Annotated in this window: 15 protein-coding genes; 5 read left to right on the top strand and 10 right to left on the bottom strand. The window is 39.1% G+C overall.

What is annotated here, in order from left to right; all coding sequences use genetic code 11:
• Positions 1 to 357 precede the first annotated feature (357 nt).
• Positions 358 to 1,929 (bottom strand): arylsulfatase, encoded by a 1,572-nt coding sequence (locus GQR87_RS06140; RefSeq protein ID WP_158967551.1) that lies wholly within the window; start codon positions 1,927 to 1,929, stop codon positions 358 to 360.
• A 196-nt stretch (positions 1,930 to 2,125) separates the two neighbouring features.
• On the opposite strand from GQR87_RS06140, the gene GQR87_RS06135 reads away from it, so the two are divergent.
• A complete protein-coding gene (locus GQR87_RS06135; protein ID WP_158967548.1) occupies positions 2,126 to 3,724 on the top strand; it encodes a sulfatase in 1,599 nt (532 codons plus the stop codon).
• A 102-nt stretch (positions 3,725 to 3,826) separates the two neighbouring features.
• On the opposite strand, the gene GQR87_RS06130 is transcribed toward GQR87_RS06135, so the two are convergent.
• A complete protein-coding gene (locus tag GQR87_RS06130) occupies positions 3,827 to 5,359 on the bottom strand; it encodes a PAS domain-containing methyl-accepting chemotaxis protein (RefSeq protein ID WP_158967546.1) in 1,533 nt (510 codons plus the stop codon).
• Positions 5,360 to 5,503: 144 nt separating this feature from the next.
• Entirely contained in the window at positions 5,504 to 6,256 is a 753-nt protein-coding gene (locus tag GQR87_RS06125; RefSeq protein ID WP_158967544.1) for a sulfite exporter TauE/SafE family protein, read from the bottom strand.
• A 393-nt stretch (positions 6,257 to 6,649) separates the two neighbouring features.
• On the opposite strand from GQR87_RS06125, the gene GQR87_RS06120 reads away from it, so the two are divergent.
• Both GQR87_RS06120 and GQR87_RS06115 read left to right on the top strand, forming a co-directional pair.
• Positions 6,650 to 9,178 carry a glycoside hydrolase family 2 TIM barrel-domain containing protein gene (locus GQR87_RS06120; RefSeq protein ID WP_158967542.1) on the top strand — a complete coding sequence of 843 codons (2,529 nt, stop codon included), beginning with the start codon at positions 6,650 to 6,652 and terminating at the stop codon, positions 9,176 to 9,178.
• 39 nt (positions 9,179 to 9,217) lie between these two features.
• Complete coding sequence (locus GQR87_RS06115; protein ID WP_199271694.1) at positions 9,218 to 10,792, top strand: sulfatase-like hydrolase/transferase; 1,575 nt, start codon at positions 9,218 to 9,220, stop codon at positions 10,790 to 10,792.
• A gap of 138 nt (positions 10,793 to 10,930) precedes the next feature.
• Here the strand turns inward: GQR87_RS06115 and GQR87_RS06110 are convergent, their stop codons facing one another.
• The 6 genes from GQR87_RS06110 to tkt form a co-directional block, all read right to left on the bottom strand.
• Entirely contained in the window at positions 10,931 to 13,891 is a 2,961-nt protein-coding gene (locus GQR87_RS06110) for a glycoside hydrolase family 2 TIM barrel-domain containing protein (RefSeq protein WP_158967540.1), read from the bottom strand.
• A 303-nt stretch (positions 13,892 to 14,194) separates the two neighbouring features.
• On the bottom strand, positions 14,195 to 14,533 hold the full coding sequence (locus GQR87_RS06105; protein WP_158967538.1) for a hypothetical protein: 339 nt from the start codon (positions 14,531 to 14,533) through the stop codon (positions 14,195 to 14,197).
• A gap of 113 nt (positions 14,534 to 14,646) precedes the next feature.
• Positions 14,647 to 15,546: a fructose bisphosphate aldolase gene (locus tag GQR87_RS06100; RefSeq protein ID WP_158967536.1), complete on the bottom strand. Its 900-nt coding sequence runs from the start codon at positions 15,544 to 15,546 to the stop codon at positions 14,647 to 14,649.
• Positions 15,547 to 15,882: 336 nt separating this feature from the next.
• Positions 15,883 to 17,049, bottom strand: a complete 1,167-nt coding sequence (locus GQR87_RS06095) for a phosphoglycerate kinase (protein ID WP_158967534.1) — start codon at positions 17,047 to 17,049, stop codon at positions 15,883 to 15,885.
• Positions 17,050 to 17,090: 41 nt separating this feature from the next.
• Positions 17,091 to 18,125 (bottom strand): erythrose-4-phosphate dehydrogenase, encoded by a 1,035-nt coding sequence (epd, locus tag GQR87_RS06090; RefSeq protein WP_158967532.1) that lies wholly within the window; start codon positions 18,123 to 18,125, stop codon positions 17,091 to 17,093.
• A gap of 124 nt (positions 18,126 to 18,249) precedes the next feature.
• Entirely contained in the window at positions 18,250 to 20,241 is a 1,992-nt protein-coding gene (gene tkt, locus GQR87_RS06085) for a transketolase (protein WP_158967531.1), read from the bottom strand.
• Positions 20,242 to 20,516: 275 nt separating this feature from the next.
• On the opposite strand from tkt, the gene metK reads away from it, so the two are divergent.
• Both metK and GQR87_RS06075 read left to right on the top strand, forming a co-directional pair.
• Complete coding sequence (metK, locus tag GQR87_RS06080) at positions 20,517 to 21,662, top strand: methionine adenosyltransferase (protein ID WP_158967529.1); 1,146 nt, start codon at positions 20,517 to 20,519, stop codon at positions 21,660 to 21,662.
• 169 nt (positions 21,663 to 21,831) lie between these two features.
• A complete protein-coding gene (locus tag GQR87_RS06075) occupies positions 21,832 to 22,623 on the top strand; it encodes a M48 family metallopeptidase (protein ID WP_233267407.1) in 792 nt (263 codons plus the stop codon).
• 288 nt (positions 22,624 to 22,911) lie between these two features.
• On the opposite strand, the gene GQR87_RS06070 is transcribed toward GQR87_RS06075, so the two are convergent.
• The gene (locus GQR87_RS06070; RefSeq protein ID WP_158967527.1) at positions 22,912 to 23,904 is read right to left on the bottom strand and encodes an alpha/beta fold hydrolase; all 993 of its coding nucleotides are present in this window, start codon (positions 23,902 to 23,904) and stop codon (positions 22,912 to 22,914) included.
• Between the last annotated feature and the right edge of the window lie 164 nt (positions 23,905 to 24,068).

Here is a 24,068-nt window from a genome sequence, read left to right as displayed (position 1 = left end):
CTTATTTTTAATAAATGAATGAATTTTGGATATACACCGAGCGTAAGAACTACACAGAGGAGAAAACAGAATAAAACAGCGTGATGCAGACTAAGCAGAGTCCTGCAGCGTGAAGCAGAAAAGACAAAGAGTTTCACAGAGGTGCGCCGAGAAGAGCCATAACATTATGAAAATCAAAAGCCGATCACAGAGCTGCGCTAAACAGAGAAAAGCAACAGCAGATCCTAGTAGATAAGAGGTAGTAAACAGTCAATCGATATGACTAAAAAATAGCACTATCTCCTAGCTACTTCCCACTATCTACTACTATTAAACTGCTTTTTTCTGCGCCACTCTGCTTAGTCTGCTTTATTTTATTTAACGTAAAGTTTTGCCTTCTAGTGCTAATAATTTAGCTTCCATACTAGCGATCCTTTCGGGAAATTTAGCGGCTAAATTAACTTGTTCACTTGGATCTTCGGCTAAGTTGTACAATTGAGGCAGACTTGATGCACCTGTTTCAATACGTTTGCGCTGCCAAGTGCTTTTTGCTCGTTTTTCGCCGTTTTTCATTGGACGAATATACTTCCACTGACCATCACGCAAACTTAAAGTTGCAGACTCTTCAGCCAACTGTTGCCGTCCTGGTTTATCAGCATTAAACCAGGCTTCTAGTTTCACTTCACTGTCGATGGCTTCATCGGCAGCTAACTCAATTCCCAAGTAATCAGCTAAAGAGGCATAAATATCAATTTGACTCATTAATGCATCACTCACACCCGGTTTAACTTGTTTAGGAAAATGCAAAATAGTTGGTACACGTGTGCCGGCTTCAAATGCACTATATTTTCCACCTCGGTAGATGCCATTTTCTTTATGTTCTCCCACCAATTCAATGGCTCTATCTTCGTAGCCATCAGACAACACAGCACCGTTGTCGCTGGTGAAAATTATAATAGTATTATCAAACACTCCTTGAGCTTTAAGCTGTTTAATCACTTGTCCTGTAATCCAGTCCATTTGCACTATCGCATCGCCTCTAGGTCCCATTTCACTTTTACCTTGGAATCTTTTATTTGGTAAACGTGGGACATGAATGTCATGGAATGAAAAGAATAAAAAGAAAGGATCATTTTTATTGCTGGCGATAAAGTTATTCGCTTTATCGGTAAATACTTGATAAAAATCTTCATCCACCCATTCAGCGCTTTTACCACCGGCCATCCAGCCCATACGACTGACGCCATTTACAATACTCTTACTATGTCCATCATCAGAAGGTAAGTAGCGTAATAATTCTGGATTGTCATTACCTGTAGGGCGATTACCAATTTTCTTTTTGTAATTAACACTAATAGGATCATCTTTTGACACATTCAATATGTGGTGATTTTCCATATAAACAGTGGGCACCCTGTCGCCTGTGGCTGGCAACAAAAAGCTATAATCAAAACCAATTTCTAGTGGTCCCGGTTTAATTGCTTGGTTCCAATCAACATTACCATTGCCTAAACCTAAGTGCCATTTACCCACCACAGCAGTTTGATAACCGGCTTTTTTAAGCATTCTGGGTAAGGTAGGTTGCTCAGTGCCAATTAACAAAGGTGCATCACCTTTTAAAATATGCGCATTTTTACGAAAAGCGTGTTCACCTGTTAATAAAGAATAACGAGATGGTGTACAGGTAGCAGCAGAAGTATGGGCATCGGTAAAACGTATACCATTATGTGCAAGGGCGTCAACATTAGGAGTTTCCACACCTTTTGCCCCATATACACCTATATCGCCATAACCTAAATCGTCTACATAAAAAATCACGACATTGGGTTTTTGCTCATTGTTCGACTGACTATCCGCTGAAGGCTCTTTTTCAGCTGAAGGCTTTATTTGACTACAAGCACTTAAACATATTAGTGGCACTAAACATAAGGTGAGTATTCTATTTTTCATAATTAATCTTTATCGCAATGTGAGAAAAAATTTGAGCTAGCCCAGTAAATAAAAGAGCGCTGTAAGCTTTCTAGCTTGTAGGAAAAACTAAAGCGAGTCTAGTTAACTTACATTAAATTTACATACAAATATTAGTTTTAATATTTAAACTATAATAATATGACAATAATGCAACTAAGTTTACAAAAGGATGGTTATGGTTAGCCGAACTAAAAAAGTACACAATCATTTATTACTCAGCTCATTATCTTTATGTGTTAGCGTGATATTAAGTAGCTGCGCTAATGATAACATTCAAAACTCCAGTAAACCTAAACAACAAAATGCTGACAAGCCCAACATAGTTTTCTTTTTTACCGACGATCAGGCCTACGACACAATAAGAGCCTTTGGTAATCCTGATGCCCTTACTCCAAACATAGACAAACTAGCGAACAAAGGTTTGGTGTTTAAACATCATTACAACACCACTTCTATTTGTATGGCTAGCCGAGCGAGTGTGATGTCAGGTATGTATGAATACAAAAATGGTACCAATTTTCAACATGGCCCCATGGCAGATTCTATTTGGCAACGATCTTACCCTCTGCTGTTAAAAGAATCTGGCTATAGAATAGGGTTTGCCGGAAAATTTGGTTTTCCCGTGTCCAACATGACAGCTAAACCACTGAATGAAGAAGAAGGTAAAATAGCTCAACATGATTTTGATTTGTGGGCAGGTAGTCCAGGCCAAACTAGTTATAAAACAGCACAAAACGAGTCTATAAAAAAATATGCTAAAGACTACCCCCATAGCAGTTTGGCATATGGGGCGGTAAGTATTGATTTTATAAGAGAATCAGTCAAAAAGCAGCAACCTTTTGCTATGAGTGTGTTTTATAAAGCCCCACATAGACCTGTGCAACCGGATCCTAAATTTGATCATGTATACCAAAACACTGAGTTTAGAAAATTACCTAATTATGGTCGAGAAGCAGGTAAACACTTTTCTAAACATTCACAACTTGGACGCCAGTATCCTAGGTTTGAAGAATGGGGATATTCAGAAGACGAAAGCTACCAACAAGCACTTAGAAAGTATCATCAACTGATTTATGGCATCGACCAATCTATCGGTATGGTATTAGCTGAACTTGAAGAGCAAGGTATTGCAGATAATACTGTGATCATTTTTGCCTCAGACAACGGCTATTTTAATGGCTCCCACGGCTTAGGCAGTAAGGTATTACCTTACGAAGAGGGCGCAAGGGTTCCCCTTATTATTTATGATCCGCGTAATAAACACAGCGGTAAAATGCGCACCACAAAGTCATTAACTGCTGGGGTAGATATAAGCGCAACAATTTTAGACTTAGCTAAAGTCAAAAAACCCACGGCTTGGGATGGTGTCAGTTTACTACCAATTTTAAACAACCCCACACAACAAGTTCGAGCCAGCATGCCGCACATTCAAGTATGGGGATTAGAAGAAACACGTAATCTAGCCATAGTCGACAATAGGTTTAAATACATATACTGGTATTATCAAGATGAACAACAAAACCTAGTTCCCACAGAAGAACTCTATGATTTAGAGAATGATCCGTACGAATTAAAAAATGTAGTATCGGATCGTCGTTATGCCAGCACACTAGACAATATGCGTAATTTATATGACCAACAAATCACCCATTGGCAACAAGAAAGCATAAATTACAATGAATATGCTGAATACGCACAACTATTTGATCGACACTTATCTTGGTCGACAAAGAAACAAGTAATAAAACAGAAAGGCAAAGCCATTAAAGAATAAAATAGCATAGACCTATTATGTGAGTAAGATAGATACTCGTTAACTAATATTAAGCCCAGTAAAACATAAAAGATTTACTGGGCTTATTTTTTTATTTAGGCATTAACCAAAAGTCGTACCTAACCCAGCCAAAGCGCTAGATCTTTGCTCAATCTTGGTGGACTCATCTTCAACAATTTCAGCTTGACGCAAATTGTTTTGAGAAATGTCATTCACATTAACAATATTACGACTAATCTCCTGAGATACAGCACTTTGTTGTTCCGATGCCACTGAAATTTGCGTAGTAAGATCGGCAATTTCCGACACTACTTCATACACTTTATTCACGATGTCCTTGGTATTTTCAGTGTCAGATACACATTCATCAGCTGCTTCTTTACCTTCTAACAATACTTTCGACCAGTTAACCAGTGTAGATTGAATTTCCCCCACAGAAGACTGTATTTGTTCGGTCGCTAAGTGAGTACGGCTAGAAAGAGCACGCACTTCATCAGCTACCACAGAAAATCCTCGCCCATGCTCTCCTGCTCTTGCAGCTTCGATTGCCGCATTCAATGCTAATAAGTTAGTTTGATCAGCTATACCTTGAATTTCTTGCATTATGCTATCAATTTTTTCTGCTTCAGAAGCCAAATTACTTGCTGTATTGGCAGATTCAGCTACGTCTTTAGCTAAGCCAGCAACCTTAGTCATAGTTTGTGTCATGGAATCGGTAGCACGTTTACAATCTTGATATACCGATTCAACTTTAGAAGAGGCAACCGCGGTATTGCTGGCGACTTCTGCATTAGTAGCAACCATTTCTTCTATAGCAACCGAGACTTGATGTAACTCACTGGTCTCTTGCTCTACTCCAGCTTTTGCTTGTTGAGATACACGTCTTAATAATTGCCCACCATCTTGTAACGTTGAGGTACTATCAATGACACGACCTATTATTGTTTTAATCCGTCCTTCTGACATTTTTTTCATAAAATCAACCACACTGATGGCGCTTTTACCTGAAAAAACAAAACGAGAAATACTGTCATAACTTTGCTGTTGTGTACTTATATATTTACGCAAAGAAAATAGCTCGGTTTTAAAAATGATATAAGGCAAGACAACAAGCAGAAAGGCCATCCAAGGATAATACAAAGCAGAGGCAGCTATGAGTGTGCCTATAACGAGAAAAATGGCATCCATCACTTTATGATTGTCAAACATTGAAGTATGAGATTTACCTGCGTTTAATTGCGCATAGAAAATTTCGGCACGATTACGAAATTCAGGTTTTAATTTTGTTCTAACAGATTGATAACCTGACAACACACCATTTTCATAAAGTGGGGTAACGAAGGCGTCGACCCAATAATATTGACCATCTTTACAACGATTTTTTACTGCGCCACGCCATGCTTGTTTCGCTTTTAATTTACTCCACAGATCAGCGAAGGCTGCTTTTGGCATATCGGGATGCCTGACAATATTATGATGTTGTCCCTTCAGTTCATCTAAAGTAAAACCTGCGACGCGGCAGAACGCCTCATTTGCGTACTCAATAACACCTTGAGTGTCAGTCACCGACACTAACTCTTCATCTTCTAAAACATTAATCTCTTGATTAATTGTAACTGTTTGGTGTTTTGTCATGTACGGAAACCTTATAAAAGAATATATTTTGTACCCAGAAACCACCACTAGGCATTTAAAAAGCAGACTAAAGTATAATAACAATTAACACAGTATTAAAAGCTAAGATACAACTGAATCAGATAAATGGATTATCGACCTAAGTTAAATATTCATGAGCACAGCTGCGACAGCTGTCATACCAATCACGAACCACCTATATTGTTTGTCTGGAATTCTTTTCACAATAAAAATACCGCACACCGCGCCAATGGCTATAAAAGGTAAACTAACTAAGTTCAACAAAAATGAATTTTTATCAATGCTCTCCCAACTATAAATATGAAAAGGCACTTTAAATACGTTGATAACCAAAAAGAACCATGCAGCAGTTCCTATATATTCATTTTTAGGCAAACGCATACTGAGTAAATATAGCCCCATAATCGGCCCAGCTAAGTTACCTATCATGGTACTGATCCCGCCAACTAACCCCATCAAAATGGCAAACCATAAATAATCAGGTATGGCTTTTTTATCCGTTTTTTCCATCCACACCATGATGGCTAGACTGACAAAAATGATGATACTCATGAGCACTCGAAAAACTTGATCATCAACGACATTACCTAACCAAGTACCAATTAACACCCCAACTACTGCGGAGGGGAAAAGCTTTATTAAATACCCCCAATTTGCATGTCTGTGGTAATACTTAACCGCAAACAAATCAGCGATAACTAACATAGGTAACATCAATCCAGATGACGCCTTACCGCCAAAAATCACCGCTAATAAAGGGACGGCTAACAGAGATATCCCATGCACTCCGGTTTTTGCCATACCCACAAAAAAAGCAACCAAAAACACAAAACTAATGGTTTGATACGACAGGGAATAATCAAAAAGTTCGAACATAAAATAAAGAGACCTGTGGTGGTTGCAGTGCTGCTGACAGACCATACTAGAGAGGATAAGTTTATAGTCAATAAATGCGATGAAAACTGCTACTCAAATGGTTAGATATTTTACAAGAAAGTCGAAATTATATGCATGTTTTACGTTGCTACTGGCATAACCTATTTCAATTAGAATCGCTTTCTAGGGGACTTTCAGAGGGTATATCTCAATATATAACTGTTAACTTGTTAAGAACAAAGTATAACATTCTCTTTTTTTACAATTACCTTCATTAAATATGTCATAAATTTGTTAAATCACTTGCTATTAAATACAACAAAATTATCATATACAACAAGTAAAAATCATATATAAACAAACATCAACTCTAACCATGAGATTAATCTATTTATGAACATTTTTCGTCCCCATAGAAGCACAAGTTTATCTGCCATTCTGCTTTGCTGGTTATTTACCTTAATTGCATTTAATGCAACTGCCGTCAGTCAATATAAAGCGGCCCAATTTGGAGAGAAACAAAGCTTTAATAACGATTGGTTATTTAGCAAAGGTAAACATATTGGCGCTGAACAAGCTAAGTTTGATGACAGTAATTGGCAACATGTCACCCTACCCCATGATTGGGCTATAGAGGGACCATTTGATAGCAAATACAATGCACGTAATGGTGGATTGCCTTTTCATGGTGATGGTTGGTATCGCAAATCGTTCAAAGTATCTGAAGCCGACAAGGGCAAGTTTGTCTCTGTGACATTTGATGGTGCAATGTACGATGCTCATGTTTACATCAATGGCCATTTTCTAGGTCGTCGTCCATTTGGCTACACAGCCGTCAATTATGATTTAACCCCTCATCTATTCTTTGGTACGAAAGAAAATGTCATAGCTGTCTCTCTTTCTCCAAAAGATTTATCCACTCGTTGGTACCCTGGAGCTGGCTTATATCGCCATACATGGTTAGAAATTAATGACCCAGTACATGTGGCTAAATGGGGGACTTATGTGACGACTCCTGAAGTAACACGTGATCGAGCTACTGTTGCTCTAGAAACCCAAATAAATAACTTTGCACAAAGCACCAATGCCACCCTACAAACTGAAATTGTTAAAGCAGATGGTACTGTGGTATTGAAGGAATCGAAAAAACTAGGCGATCTAGCCAAAGGTACTAAAACGGTTAACCAAACTTTCACTCTTAAAAACCCTATCCTATGGGACACAGAAAACCCGTACCGATATAAAATATTATCGAGCATAGTGCGCAACGGTAAAATAGTGGATCAACACACCACGCCTTTAGGGGTTCGTCATTTAGAATTTAAACCTGATGATGGTTTCTGGCTAAACTGGCGTCGAGTACAAATAAATGGTGTGTGCTTACATCATGATAATGGTCCCATTGGTGCCATTGCCAACAGAAGGGCGATTCAACGTAAACTAGAAATAATGCAATCTATGGGGGTTAACTCGGTACGTACCTCACACAACCCGCCTTCTCCAGAAATGGTTGAATTAGCTGACGAAATGGGCATTTTATTACAAGTTGAATCTTTTGATGTGTGGGCCATGCAAAAACAATCTGTACATAACGGCTATCAAGTCTTTTTTGATGAATGGCATGAACGTGATCTAACCGACATGATCATTCAGTACCGCAATAACCCATCAGTTTATATGTGGAGTATTGGCAACGAGATCATGGAGCAGGGCCATAAAAACGGTGGCGAAGTAGCAGCAATGTTAACCAAAATTGCCCACAAAGCTGACCCTAGCCGTCTAGTTAGTGCCGGATTTAATAACCCGACAGGCGCAATTAAAAATGGCTTAGCAGATGCAGTAGACATAGTAGGATTAAACTATAAGCCACTTAGTTACGAGCAGCGTCATAAAGATCACCCAACTTGGCCATTAGTGGCCAGTGAAACGTCATCGATTACCAGCACTCGTGGTGTCTATCACTTTCCTATCGATAAGTATAAAACCCATGACTCTCGTCATGTCACTAGTTACGACATTATTGGCCCACCTTGGGCATACCCACCTGAAATCGAATTTGAATACTTAGCAAAAACCCCAGCTGTGATGGGTGAGTACATGTGGACAGGTTTTGACTATTTAGGTGAACCCACGCCTTATGGTGGTAAAGATCATAGTGGCGACGGATATTGGAATGCCGATTGGCCAGTTCGTAGTTCTTCTTTTGGAGCGGTTGATTTAGTTGGTTTCCCGAAAGACAGATACTATTTATACCAAAGTCAGTGGACCACAAAACCTATGGTACATGTACTACCTCATTGGAACTGGGAAAACAAAATTGGCGAAGAAATACCAGTATTCGCTTATACCAATGCAGAAGAAGTTGAGTTATTTGTTAACGGCAAATCTATGGGTCGTAAAGTTAAAGGCGTAGATAAAGCAGAGTTACCTGTTAATTTCTTACGCTGGGATAAGGAAAACCGTGACAACTACCAATCGGCTTACCGTTTACGCTGGGACGTCAAATATCAGCCTGGCGAAATTAAAGTAGTGGCTTATACCAAAGCTCAGGTAGTAGCTGAAGAGACAGTGAAAACCGCTGGTTTACCTGCATCTGTAGAGTTAATTGCTGATCGCAAAGTGATTGATGCTGACGGCCAAGATTTGTCTTATGTTACCGTTTTAGTTAAAGATAAAGATGGCAATATTTGCCCTACAGCTGATAATCATATTCGTTTCTTTGTTGAAGGTGCAGGTGAAATTGCTGCAGTAGGTAACGGTAATTCAGCCACAGTTGCACCATTTAAAGCCGATTACCGCAGGGCATTTAACGGTAAAGCGATGTTGATAGTAAAAAGTAAAAATGGTCAATCTGGTAACATTAGGATAAGAGCCTATTCTGAGCAACTAAGTAACGATCCAATTGTAATAACGGCCAAGTAACACTTGGCCTAATGGCTTCTAAATATAAGGAATTAAATTTTGCAAAAAACAGCTACTTCAATACTTTTTCCGATTGTGGTATTGGGTGCTTTAACATTAGTTGGATGTTCTGGCGCTAAACAAGAAAAAACAGATACTTCAGTTGCCGTTACAAAAGTAACCCAAAGTGAAACTCAAAAGCCCAATATATTATTTATTTTCGCCGACGACCAATCACCTAAAACTATAGGTGCCTACGGTAACCAGCAAATAAACACCCCTAATCTAGACAAGCTAGCAAATAATGGTGTGAACTTTAGTAATGCTTACAACATGGGCGCATGGAATGGTGCTGTTTGTCAGGCATCTCGTGCAATGCTGAATTCTGGCCGTTCTGTGTGGCAAGCTCACACAATGGATAGAACATTTGCTAAAGGTAAAGGTCTTGATACAACTTGGTCTAAACTCCTTGAAAAAGAAGGTTACGATACTTACATGTCTGGCAAATGGCACGTTGCCGCTAAAGCCGACAAAGTATTCAATACAACAACTCATATACGTCCAGGCATGCCTGATGATGCTTGGGATCATGCTAAGCAGCAAAAACTTTATCAAGACTTTATCGCTGGCAAAACAAACTTTAAAAGCACAGATGAATTTATGCCTGTTGGCTATAACCGGCCACTCAGCAAAGATGATCATTCTTGGTCGCCAACGGATCCAAAATTTGGCGGATATTACGAAGGTGGTACACATTGGAGTGAAGTACTTAAAAATGATGCCATTGGTTTTATCGAGCAAGCTAAAAGCAAAGACAATCCGTTTTTTATGTACATAGCCTTCAATGCAGGACATGACCCAAGACAGGCACCACAAGCTTATCAAGACTTATACGATGAAGATTCACTACCTTTACCTACTAACTGGGCCGATAATTACCCTGAGAAAGACTTAATTGGTAACAGTCCTAGTTTACGTGATGCCGCTTTGGCACCTTTCCCTCGCACAGAATACTCGACCCGTGTGCATCTAAAAGAGTACTACGCCCTTATTAGCCACATGGACACACAAATAGGTGAAATTCTTGCTGCATTAAAAGCCAGTGGAAAAATGGATAACACTTATATTATTTACACTGCCGATCATGGTTTATCTGTAGGTGAACGAGGTTTATTCGGTAAACAAAATATGTATGAAGAAAGTGTACGTGCACCTTTTATTATCTGGGGACCAGGGATCGAAGGGGGTCAAACAGTTGATTCTGACATCTATTTACAAGATGCTATGGCCACCAGCTTAGAACTAGCAGGAGCCAAAAAGCCTGACTATGTGTTCTTCAACTCAATTATTGATTTAGCCAAAGGACAAACTACAAAAAGCCATTATGACGCTATTTATGGGGCTTATGTGGACAGCCAACGTATGATCAAAAAAGATGGCTATAAACTATTGGTTTATCCAAAAGCTAATACAATTAAATTATTTAATTTAAAAGCGGATCCTGACGAAGTCACTAACTTGGCGACTCAAGCTAAATATAAAGCTAAGGTTGCTGAATTGTTTGGCGAACTGCTTAAGTTACAAACCAGCCTAGAAGACAGCATGGACTTAACCGCCATGTATAAAGCGCTGTAAACGATTCTAACAAATATCTAGAAGGGTAAAAAAGGTGTGTCCTAACATAGTTAGAACACACCTTTTTTGTTTATACGCACAAAATGTATCTCTAAAATTTATACAGCAAAGATCCACAGCCTAATCTATGTTAATTATTTACTCACTATGCCACTCGGTCAATTCAAAAGCGTTCAACCAAACCCCGTCATTTTCCTTACCTTGATAATTAATGGTTACCGGATTTTTTCCATCTGATTTAAACACCACTGTTTGTAAACCAGGTGTTTGCCATTGCATTTGTTTACCGTGTGTGACCTTTGTTTGTTGTTTTCTCGGCCCAATAATATTTTTCGATTGCACGGTTAAGGTATTAGCAAAGGGTAATTTGTTGATAGTGAGTGTTTTTAATTTATCTCTATTAGGATCCATTGAGTCTGAATTCGATTCTGGGGCATGGTGCCAAGTATTGAGTTTATAGATCCCTTTAGGCAGTTGGCTAAAGGTAAGGTTTAACCCTTTTTTATCTAAAGCAATGACTCCATCACCGTAAGCAAAACCGTATTTTCCGACTACATTCATTTCGCCCAACCAACGAATAATACCTTGCTTAGAGGGAGTACTTAATTGAGCAGTGGTGTTCGACCAAGCCTTAAACTGATAAGCACTATTATTTTGTTCTGTGCCCAGCCAACCTTGCCAACCAAACTGAATAAATTGATCAGGCGCACCTATATCTACTCGTTCTACTTTATAGTCATATATAGCGGCGGCATTGGCTCTGATCATATCGTCATCATGTTCACTCAAGGTCACCTCTACCTTGGCAGGTTTGAGGTTGTCAATCTCAGCTATAATGGTAATGTTTCCAGCTTTGCTACCAGCCCTAATCATTACGGGAGCCACCCCATACTCAGTGAACATTGGATTGGCATTGATATTGGAGTGATCCCCTATCACAGTGGCATCACCTATTACTGTAAATTTAACCTTGTGAGCAAAGTCCTCAACTAACATACCGTTTTTATCTAGAATGTGTGCATATACCATCAACACGTCAGACCCGTCGGCAACAAAGTCTCGTCCCGCAGTGTCCGCTTCTAGTTTTATTTCAAACGCTTCACTAGGTGTACTTTTAATCGCTTCAACCACAGAGCCATCAGCAAAGGTTCCTTTGGCCACTAGCTTACCTGGTTGGTAGTCAATATGATCAAAATGGAATGGAGGATGAGTTAAACCATCATACTTCGCTAGTTGGCTAGGTTTGGCTTTGGCGATAATCACACCATCAAGCTCTAACGATACTTGCTCTGCATTACTGTATACCAGTAGTGATTCAACACCTTTTTGCCATACACCATTAATGCTAATAAATGGTTTGTCTACAAATTCTGATTTATACCAATGTAACCTGGGCCGTGGGTAACGAAAGAAGGTCATCATGCCAGCGCGCGTGCGATCTACCTCACTCTTGGCTTTTTCATGTCGTGGATGAAAGGTGTGATAAGCGTGAGCTGTCCATGATATTAACCCTAACATTTTAGGGTCTTTCAAATGAGGAGCCACAGCATGAGCGCCGCGTTCTCCCTCCATACCTAACAAGGGCTCTGAACGATCCCATAACACTGGGCCAAACATCATAGTGGCATTAATATCGGTCAAGCCAGAACTTTGCCAGCCGGTCCACCTTGCTCCTTGCGAGGAAGTAAGACGAACACTATCTTCTTGCTTCACAGCATTATGTAGACGAGGAGCGTAACCCCGGTGATTAATCCCCGCTCCCCAGATAACCACAGACGGGTGATTCCGATGGTTTCGCACCATCACTCGAGCAGCTTGTTCTAAATTATCCCACCAAGTAGGATTTTTAGAGATAGAAATCCAAGTAGGGGCTTCTTCGTAAACCAAAATTCCCAATTCATCACACGCTTTTAGTAAAGCGTCATCTTGAGGGTAATGAGCGGTGCGAACCACATTAAAACCAAACTGCTTAAACTGCAGCATGTCTTTATAATGCAGAGAATTGGGCACAGCATCTCCTATATATGGGTACTGTTGATGGCGATTATAACCAATTAATTCAATCGGTTTATCGTTGAGCATAAAGCCCTGTTCGGGATCAAGCTCAAACTTTCGCAGGCCAATTTTATTTTCAACAAAGTCAACGGTTTCTCCAGCTATGTTCACCACACTATTCACCCGATAAAGATACGGGTTTACTGTATCCCACAAATGAACCTTGTCTTCTAAACTACCTATTTGATTAAACTGAAACTCTTGGCCTGATTGAAGTAATTGCTGAGTAATAAGTTTCAGTACCACTATACCTTCTTGATCAATAATTCGAGTTACAAGCTGACTATCTACTGACTGGTTAGTAGTATTTTTAACCGCTGTTTTAATATTTATCGTGGCATTTTTGTTAACTGGATCAATTGTTGGCGTGGTGATATTTACGCCAGAATACATAGTTTCCCAGTTAAAAGTGACATACACGGGATTAGTTTCGACTAAATACACATCACGATATAAACCACTAAATTTCACAAAATCAAAAGGGCCAGGATCAGGCGGGACAATTTCGCTTCGCCGATTGTCGGCCAATATGGTCAGTTGATTTAACTGACCACGATTAACAAATTCAGATATATCAAAATGAAAAGGTGTATATCCTCCTACTGAATTTTGCCCTACGTGTTGACCATTAACCCAAACATCTGTGACTTGGTGTACACCTTCAAATTCTAAAAATACTTTTTTTACTGGATCACTGGTTACCCTAAAGTTTTTACGGTACCAGCCTACATCTCGATGAAATGATAATTGTGTCGTTTGGTCTTCAACTCCATCTAAAGTAAGGGAAGTTAAGGCTAAAGTATGCGGAATAGTCACTGTTTCCCAAGCCGAGTCGTCAAACTCACTAGTATAAAATTTAGCATCAGCTTGACCCCGATAAAACTTCCAGGACTGATTTAACAAATGTTTCGTTCTGTCTGTCTTAGGAAAACCAAAAGGCAAGGCTTGTGTGCTTGATAAATAATTGCTGTTATCAGCATGACTGAAGCGAATAACAGATAAGAAAGATGAGATTATCAATAAAACCAATAAGAAACTTTTCATAATATTTATAGATACTGTGTAATTAGGTTTATAAAATGTATGATAATAACACCATTAATGCAAATTTGTATTTTGCACTATGGGTTACGCCTCTTTGAACTTACCAAAACTTGAATATATAAAGTCGGCAAATTTCGGTTATTATCTGAGAATATCTAACGAATGAGACTTTTGTTAACAACTAAGGTGGGGAATTTGTGTGGCGCAGAAGTTAATGTGCAGCTGCAGCTAGAGAGGTTTTAAACGCAAAGCCTAAGAATTTTAAAAACTTAAAATAAGAAATACTTCATTCGACGGAAAATACTAGCGTCCCAAATATTCATCAATCAAAATAGATAACTTGTCTTGTAAATGCTCTTCAAAGTCATCTAATTCTTTGCCAAACACACGTAAATATTTTTCTGCCTTATGGTGATCGAGAATTTTATTATTGGTTTTATATTCAGTTTCAGCTAAAGATTTATCAAATCTAGGGATGATCACCCAACGCACAAAATCAGAATCTAATTTTGCCACGGCCTGCTTAGCAAATTTACAAAAACCTTCGATATGTTCAATTCCATCAGGACCTAAACATCCTGGTTCGACTCTAAAGGTTACTGTGAGTTTTTTATACAGTGGTAATGGTAGCGATAAACTCATACTGCTCGAACCTTGTGGCTTCAATTCAATCTAAGTTAAATACTACTCAAAAACGCGAGGAAAACAAATAAAGTCGAGCATAAAAACACCCGACTTATAATTTGTACGGTTAACTAGCTTTGTGAAGCAAGATAAATGTTTTGGATAGATGTATCCATTATCTTATTAAATTCAGCATCGGTTTGTTTAGCACTTAAACCTTCTGACAAAGCTCTAGAAAAGCTAGCAATAACGCCATTATTCTTTATTAATCTGGCATTAGCTTCTGCTTGAGAGTAGCCACCTGATAGTGACACTACTTTTAACACTTTAGGGTGTTTAACTAACTCCTGATAAAAATTAGCTTCTTCAGGCAATGTTAACTTCAACATGACTTGCTGATCTGCATCTAAGTCATCAAGGTGCTGTAAAATAGACGCTTTCAACATCACTTCAGCTTTTGCTTTTTCTGGGCAATGAATATCTAACTCAGGTTCCAATATTGGCATCAAACCAGCAGCTAATATCTGTTTACCCACTTTAAACTGCTGCGCCACAATAGACTCAATACCAAAAGCATTGGCTTGTTTGATCAGTGAGCGCATTTTAGTACCAAATACATCTTGGGCATTCGCTTTCGCTAATAACTCATCTAGATTCACGATAGGTTTTAATAACTGAACGCCATTATCTTCAGCTTCAAGGCCTTTATCGACTTTTAGAAATGGCACAATATTCTTAACTTGCCATAAATATTTAGCAGTAGGTTGACCAGCAATGTCTCTATCTAAAGTATTTTCAAACAAAATGGCTCCTAAGGTACGTTCTCCATCAAATACATCTGATGTGATAATACGTGTACGCATTTCATGCACCTTAGTAAACATCTCTTCATCATTTTGATATTCAGACTCACTGATACCATATACAGCTAAAGCTTTAGGCGTGCTGCCTCCACTTTGATCCAAGGCCGCAATAAAACCATTTTTTTGACTGATTTTTTTATGCATATCCAACTGTGTTTTTGATGACATATGAAGCACTCCTTAATAAGTGTCGTTAACCGTTTTTTTAACGGTTTTGTAGGGTTAGAGTTATAAGGAATGAAATAACCTAGTATTGATACTTTTTTATGGATAAGCAAAAACGGCTCTAAAAAGCAAAACGTAGGGTAAATCGTTCCAAATTATTGAGAGCTAAGCTCTTCTTATTATTCGAATTTTATTAGGCAAACGAAGTCTATCGCCTCTTATTTACCTATTAGCTTGTTAAGGCTTGATAACACTATATCAAACCTTATCAAATTTCTGATATAACTATTTAAACCAACAAAGAGGAATAAGTATTCACATACTTATTCCTAATAACGATTATTTATTAGCTGCACGCGCTTCTAACATAGCAACGGCTGGTAACACTTTACCTTCAACAAATTCTAAGAAAGCACCGCCACCTGTAGAAATATAAGAGATCTGATCTTCAAGTCCCCATTTATCAATGGCTGCTAATGTATCTCCGCCACCAGCGATAGAGAAGGCATCACTTTGGGCAATAGCACGAGCCACGACTTCAGTTCCTTTAGAGAAGTTATCGAATTCGAAAACTCCACATGGGCCATTCCACAGAATTGTTTTAGCTTTACGTAAAATTGCCGCTACATTTTCAGCGGTTTGTGGGCCGTAATCCATGATTTCTTCATCATCTTGCACTTCATTTGCCGCTTTAATCACAGCAGGCTCTTGGTCAGAGAAGTTTTTGCCAACTCTTACGTCAACTGTTTCAGGGATATCTAAAGACTCCATTAAACGCTTAGCTTCTGGAATTAAATCTTTTTCATACAAAGATAAACCGACATTGTTGCCACGCGCCGCAACGAAAGTATTTGAAATTCCGCCACCCACAACCAATTGATCTGCAATTTTAGAAAGCGCATCTAACACCGTTAATTTTGTGGATACTTTTGAACCACCAACAATGGCAACTAATGGACGCTCAGGATTATTTAATGCTTTACCCAAAGCAGCAAGTTCACCAGCCAATAAAGGACCAGCACAAGCAACAGGAGCATGAACACCTACACCATGTGTTGAAGCTTGTGCGCGGTGAGCCGTACCAAAAGCATCCATTACATAGATATCACACAAAGCGGCATATTGTTTAGCTAGAATTTCGTCGTCATTTTTTTCGCCTTTATTAAAACGGACGTTTTCTAATACCACCACTTCACCGGCATTGACTTCAACGCCAGCTAAGTAATCTTTTTCTAGACGAACAGTTAAGTCTGTATTGTCTTGCAAGTACTTAATCACTGGTAATAGTGAAAACTCTTCGGCATATTCACCTTCAGTTGGACGACCTAAGTGAGACATCACCATCACTTTAGCCCCTGCCGCAACAGCTGCTTTAATAGTAGGTAATGAAGCACGAATACGCGCATCAGAAGTGACTTGCCCATCTTTTACTGGCACGTTTAAATCTTCACGAATTAATACTCGTTTACCCGCTAGTTGCAAATCTGACATATTAATAACAGACATAATTGATCCTTAATAATGATTTAAAAAATTGATTAATTGATTTATTCAGCATGATAAGCGCGATACATTGCACGGCAGGTGTCTATCATTCTATTGGCAAACCCCCACTCGTTATCACACCAAACTAAGGTTTTTACTAATTGTTTATGACTGACCCGCGTCTGTGTACCGTCAACGATACAAGAATGTGGATCATGATTAAAATCACAAGACACTAAAGGTATTTCAGTATAATCAAGCAAGCCATTTAAACTGCCTAACTTAGCCGCTTGTAAAACTTGATTGACGCCTGCCACATTGGTTTCTGAATTTAGCGTCACGCTTAAATCCATAGCCGTTACATTAATGGTTGGCACCCGTACTGCTATCGCTTCAAACTTGCCAGCAAACTTAGGTAAAATTCGCTCAATCCCGGCAGCTAATTTAGTATCAACAGGAATAATAGATTGGCTTGCGGCGCGAGTACGTCTTAAATCAGGATGATAAGCGTCGATCACCTGCTGATCATGCATAGATGAATGAATAGTAGTAATAGCACCGCTATTAACTCCAAAAGCCTGATCTAAAGTTTGAATAATAGGCACGATACAATTTGTGGTGCATGAACCATTAGACACAATTCTGTGTTGGCTAGTGAGTATATGATCATTAATCCCATAGATAATAGTGGCATCGACGTCTGGGCTTGCAGGCTCGGCAAACAATACTTGTTTAGCCCCCTGATCTAAATGTGTTTGTCCCCATTTACGCTCGCCAAAAGCTCCAGTACATTCCAAGACTATGTCAACATTATACTTCTGCCAATCTAAGTCTTTGATTTCTCTACAATGTAATAAAGCAATATCGTCTTCATCTACATTTAAATACTGCTCTGTTGCATTAAGTACTTTCAGGTTAACTGACGAGGCGAAGCGCCCATGAGAAGTGTCGTATTTTAAAAGATGTGCTATTCCTTCTGGAGAAGCCACTTCATTAATTGCTACCACTTTTATAAATTGATTCTGACCACTTTCATAAAGTGCACGCAACACGTTTCTACCAATACGACCAAAACCATTTATTGCTATACGAATCATGACATCCAGATACTTGTATAAAAGAACCTAAAAAAATAGGGCGCTAAAAAGCGCCCTATTCTATCCTGACTTAAGGTTAACCGGAAGTGAACACCAGTTAAAACCTTAAATATATTGTGATTATTTATAAACCTTTAGCGGCTTCTACTACTGCATCAGCAGTAATACCAAAATGTTTCAACAATTCGCCGCCAGGTGCAGACTCACCAAATGTAGACATACCTACAATAGCGCCATTAAAGCCTACATATTTATACCAGTAATCAACATGAGCCGCTTCAACCGCCACACGTTTAGTAATCGCTGCTGGTAATACCGATTCTTTATAATCTGTATCTTGCTTATCAAAAACTGAAGTACAAGGCATAGACACCACTCGTGCAGCGATCCCTTGAGCAGCAAGTTGTTCTGCAGCATCAACACTAATACCGACTTCAGAACCCGTAGCAATAATGATCACATCTGGTGTACCCGCAGTATCTTTTAAGACATAACCACCACGAGCGATATCTTTAAGCTGTACAGCATCACGAGCTTGCGCTGGCAAACCTTGACGGCTAAAGATTAAAGAAGAAGGACCATCCTTACGTTCTAGAGAAAATTTCCATGCAGTCGCTGTTTCAGCTGCATCACACGGACGCCATGTATCCATGTTTGGAGTCAAACGTAAATTTGCAACTTGTTCGATTGGCTGGTGAGTTGGACCATCTTCACCTTGACCAATTGAATCATGTGTATAAACCTGAATATTTGGAATACCCATTAAGGCTGACATTCTTAACGCGTTACGAGCATATTCCATAAACATTAAGAAAGTAGCACCGTAAGGACGGAAACCACCGTGCAGACCAATACCATTCATAATGGCTGTCATACCAAACTCACGAACACCGTAATAGATGTAGTTACCGCTAGCGTCTTCAGCGGTTAAACCTTTAGCACCAGACCATAATGTTAAGTTAGAACCGGCTAAATCAGCAGAACCTCCTAACACTTCAGGCAAAATACTAGCAAAGGCTTCGATAGAGTTTTGTGAAGCTTTACGACTTGCAATATTTTCAGACTTATCTTGGCATTCTTGAATAAAAGCGTCAGCTTTAGCTGAGAAATCTGCAGGTAAATCGCCAGTCATACGACGTTTGAACTCTGCTGCTAGTTCAGGAAAAGCAGCTGCGTAAGCGTCAAACTTAGCATTCCAATCTTGTTCTTTACTAGAACCTGCATCTTTAGCATCCCAACCAGCATATACGTCAGCAGGAATTTCAAATGGTGCATATGGCCAATTTAAGAATTCACGAGCAGCAGCAATTTCATCATCACCTAATGGAGCACCGTGACAATCATGACTACCTGATTTATTCGGAGAACCAAAACCAATGATAGTTTTACAACAAATCATGGTGGGTTTATCAGTTACTGATTTAGCTTCTGCAATAGCTGCAGCAATGGCGTCTGCATCATGGCCATCAACATCAGCAATCACATGCCAACCGTAAGCTTTAAAACGAGCAGGTGTATCGTCGGTGAACCAGCCTTCTACTTCACCATCAATAGAAATACCGTTGTCATCCCAAAATGCGATAAGTTTACCTAAACCTAAAGTACCCGCTAATGAACATGCTTCGTGAGAAACACCTTCCATTAAACAGCCGTCACCTAAAAAGCTATAAGTGTAGTGATCAACTATGTCATGACCAGGCTTATTAAATTGAGCGGCTAAAGTTTTTTCCGCAACAGCCATACCTACAGCATTTGCAATACCTTGACCTAAAGGACCTGTAGTGGTTTCAACACCCGCGGTGTAACCATATTCTGGATGACCAGGTGTTTTAGAATGTAGTTGTCTAAACTGCGCCAATTCTTCAATTGGTAAAGCGTAACCCGATAAATGCAATAATGAATAAATCAACATTGAACCATGGCCGTTTGACAATACAAAACGGTCGCGGTTAACCCAATCTGGATTGGTTGGGTTGTGATTTAGAAAGTCACTCCATAAAACTTGAGCAATATCTGCCATTCCCATAGGTGCACCTGGGTGACCTGATTTGGCTTTTTGAACGGCGTCCATACTAAGTGCACGGATTGCGTTGGCGAGTTCTCGACGTGAAGGCATGTTGTCTCCTGACTAATTCATAGGATAAGAAAGTATAAATATCATGCAGATAGGCACACTTTCCAAAATAGTCCGTTATTCTCTATTAGCCGACCACTAACTGCAATGCTAAAAAGCTTACGAAAGGGCATTTTTATATGACTTTTATTCACACCTTAGTCGATTTAAATTTCAGCCGTTTGGACGTCTAGAAGTAAAGACTTGTATTTATGGGATGAATTGATAGAATAATGGACTACTAAAATACCGATCAAAGTTTATATAAAGGCAGAAATATGACAGCACATTTATTTACATCAGAATCAGTATCCGAAGGACATCCTGATAAAATTGCCGATCAAATATCTGATGCGGTACTAGACGCCATTTTAACTCAAGATCCCAAAGCCCGTGTAGCGTGTGAGACATTTGTTAAAACCGGCATGGTGTTAGTGGGCGGTGAAGTAACCACCTCTGCATGGGTCGATATTGAAGAAATTACTCGCAAAACAGTGCGCGAAATAGGCTATGTGCACTCAGATATGGGCTTTGATGCAGACTCTTGTGCCATCTTAAATGCAATTGGTAAACAATCTCCTGATATCAATCAAGGGGTTGACCGTACTTCTCCTGAAGAGCAAGGCGCTGGCGATCAAGGTTTGATGTTTGGTTATGCTAGCAACGAAACTGACGTGTTAATGCCAGCCCCTATTACTTATTCCCACAGATTAGTTAAACGCCAAGCTGAAGTACGTAAAAATGGTACCTTAAATTGGTTACGCCCTGACGCCAAAAGCCAAGTCACCTTCATTTATGAAGATGGCCAACCTGTGGGCGTAGACGCAATCGTATTATCGACTCAACATTGTGATTCGATTAGTACTGCAGATTTGCGCGAAGCCGTAATGGAAGAAATCATTAAGCCAGTGATGCCAGAAAAATGGTTAACACCAAAAACTAAATATTTTATTAACCCCACAGGTCGTTTTGTTATTGGCGGTCCTATGGGTGATTGTGGCTTAACTGGACGTAAAATAATAGTTGATACCTATGGTGGTATGGCTCGTCACGGTGGCGGTGCATTTTCTGGTAAAGACCCATCAAAAGTCGATAGATCTGCTGCTTATGCAGCCCGCTATGTTGCAAAAAATATTGTTGCTGCAGGCTTAGCTGACAAATGTGAAATTCAAGTGTCTTATGCTATTGGTGTTGCCGAGCCTACATCTATTAATGTAGATACATTTGGTACTAGTAAAATATCTGAAGCCAAATTGATTGAACTAATACGTAACAACTTTGAACTTAGACCTTACGGTTTAATAAAGATGTTAGATCTTGAACGCCCTATTTATCAGCCGACAGCAGCATACGGCCACTTTGGACGCGACGAATTCCCTTGGGAAAAAACAGATTTAGCAGAACGCTTAAAAGCCAGTATATAAATACTTTACAGATATGAAACGCAACCTTAGCGTTTGAATATTGTACTCTATATAAACGCCCGAATTTTTTGTCGGGCGTTTTTTTTAAACTGTAAAATATCCAGCCTCGACTTAACCAACACCCCACTTCAATGTATGATCACACTTCATTCGTTTATTGAGAACTCAAATGTATAAACCGATTCACTTATTTATTATCCTCTTTGCCTTTTTGTTAACCGCCTGCGCAAAATCACCACTGGGTCGCAATCAACTAAAAATTTATTCAAATTCACAATTATCGGGCATGGGTGAACAAGCCTTCGATAGTATGAAAACAGAACAAAAAGTATCGACTAAACAAGTATCTAATCAATTCGTGCAGTGTGTCGCCGATGCGATTACTAAACATGTGCCTAAATCAGTATTCAGCGGCGAGTGGGAATTAGTCGTATTTGATGAGCCACAAATCAATGCATTTGCCTTACCTGGCGGAAAAATTGGCGTATATGCAGGTTTATTAGAAGTCACCGAAAACCAAGATCAACTTGCCGCTGTTATCGGCCACGAAGTAGGTCATGTTATTGCTGATCATGGTAATGAAAGAATGTCGAGCAACACGTTAATCGGTATAGGTATGGAAGCGACCAATGTTTTACTGCAAACCAAACAAGTAGCTAGCAGTAATATGATAATGGCGGGGTTGGGTTTAGGCTTACAAGTTGGCTTTCAATTACCCTTTGGCAGAACTCACGAAACAGAAGCTGACTTAATTGGTTTAGAGCTGATGGCTAAAGCTGGTTTTAGACCCGAGCAGTCAATGAAGTTATGGGAAAACATGGACAAAGCCAGTGGCGATAATCGTCAACCGGAGTTTATGTCAACTCACCCCTCGCCCACAACTCGAATAGAGACGCTAAATAACAACATGCCTAAAGCTTTACAAATCTATAAGGCAGCCACTGACAGACCAAGTTGCTAATGGCTAACAAGCGCGTAGCTAAATCTGCCAAAATCAATCTAGCTATGCGTTTTATTTAACCTGAATACTGGATAAGCAGAACCTCTCGAAAACGCTCTTTTTGTGTCTAGCGGCGTTGGATTGTCTAGCAATAACACGTTATTACGTACGACAATCCGTCTTGCTATACACGAAAAATTTCGTCATCGAGTGAGCATTGAAATTAGGTTATCTGGGCGAATGTGATTAAGCTAATGAATTATATTGTTAATATTTAGCTTCGACGATACTTCTTATCCAGAACTCTATTTACAATTTTAGTGCTTGATTAAAAGCTTTACTAAACACACTGTAGTCTTCGTAATGAGGCATATGACCTAAGCCATCAAGTTCTATTAGCGTTGCCCCCTTAATCATTTTTTGTGCATTTTTTCCAAGCTTTTTATATTCACCCAGTTTTCTAGTCACCCCTTCTTTTAACCACCCTCGACCAGGACCTGTTTTATCTCGGGTACCAATAATTAGCACGGTTTCATTAGTAATTTGTGAAAACTTATCCACTATGTTCTCTGCGAATATAGGGCCATAGGTTAAAGCATTATTCCAGGCAACGACTTGCCAATCATCCCCGGCCAACATACCTTTTAACGGTATTAGCAGTTTTTCGTATTCACTAGACCACTTACCATCATAATAATTATTTTTCTGATAGTTAATAGCCTTACTCATGGTGGCTTTTAACTCATTTTGATAAAAGAAATTAACGTCTTTGAATTGTACATATTTACTATAATCTTCTAAACCAATGGGATTAATTAGAATTAACTTATTCACAGCCTGACTATAATTAACCGCAAAAGTCACCGCTAACATCCCCCCCATCGAATGCCCTACTAGGTCAAATTTTTCTATATTTAAGCTATCTAATAATATTTTAGTGTTTAAGCCTAATTGGCTAAAACTATATTGGTAGTAATCTGGTTTAGATGACTTACCAAACCCAATTTGATCAGGAATAATCACTCTGTATCCCTTTTTTATTAGGTCTTGAGCAGTTCTTTGCCAATAATAGCCAGCAAAATTTTTTCCATGTAATAAGACAATCACTTTTTTGGCGTTTCTATCGCCAACATCCATATAGCGCATTTTCAATTCTTGGTTTTGCGAATTAAACTTTAATGTATTGACGGTAAATGGATAGTCAAACCCTACTAATTCTTTATTATACTTGGCGCTATTCTCAGCCACTGCAAGTGAACTGAACGTAAAAATAGACAGCAAAACAAAAATAATTTTCTTCATATTATCCCCTAATACTTTGTTTAAAACTAAGTTAACAAAGATATTACTAACCTAAAATATAATACTAACTCAAGGACAATAAATTGAACCTAGTTAGATAGTTACCATATGTTTCCTCGTGCGCTTCTCTTCGCTCACAATTAGTAAATATTAAAAAGGCACCG

Source organism: Paraglaciecola sp. L3A3 (assembly GCF_009796765.1).
Lineage (GTDB): Bacteria > Pseudomonadota > Gammaproteobacteria > Enterobacterales > Alteromonadaceae > Paraglaciecola.
Note: the sequence above shows the minus strand (reverse complement) of the source record. Positions and strands in the feature narration are given on the sequence as shown.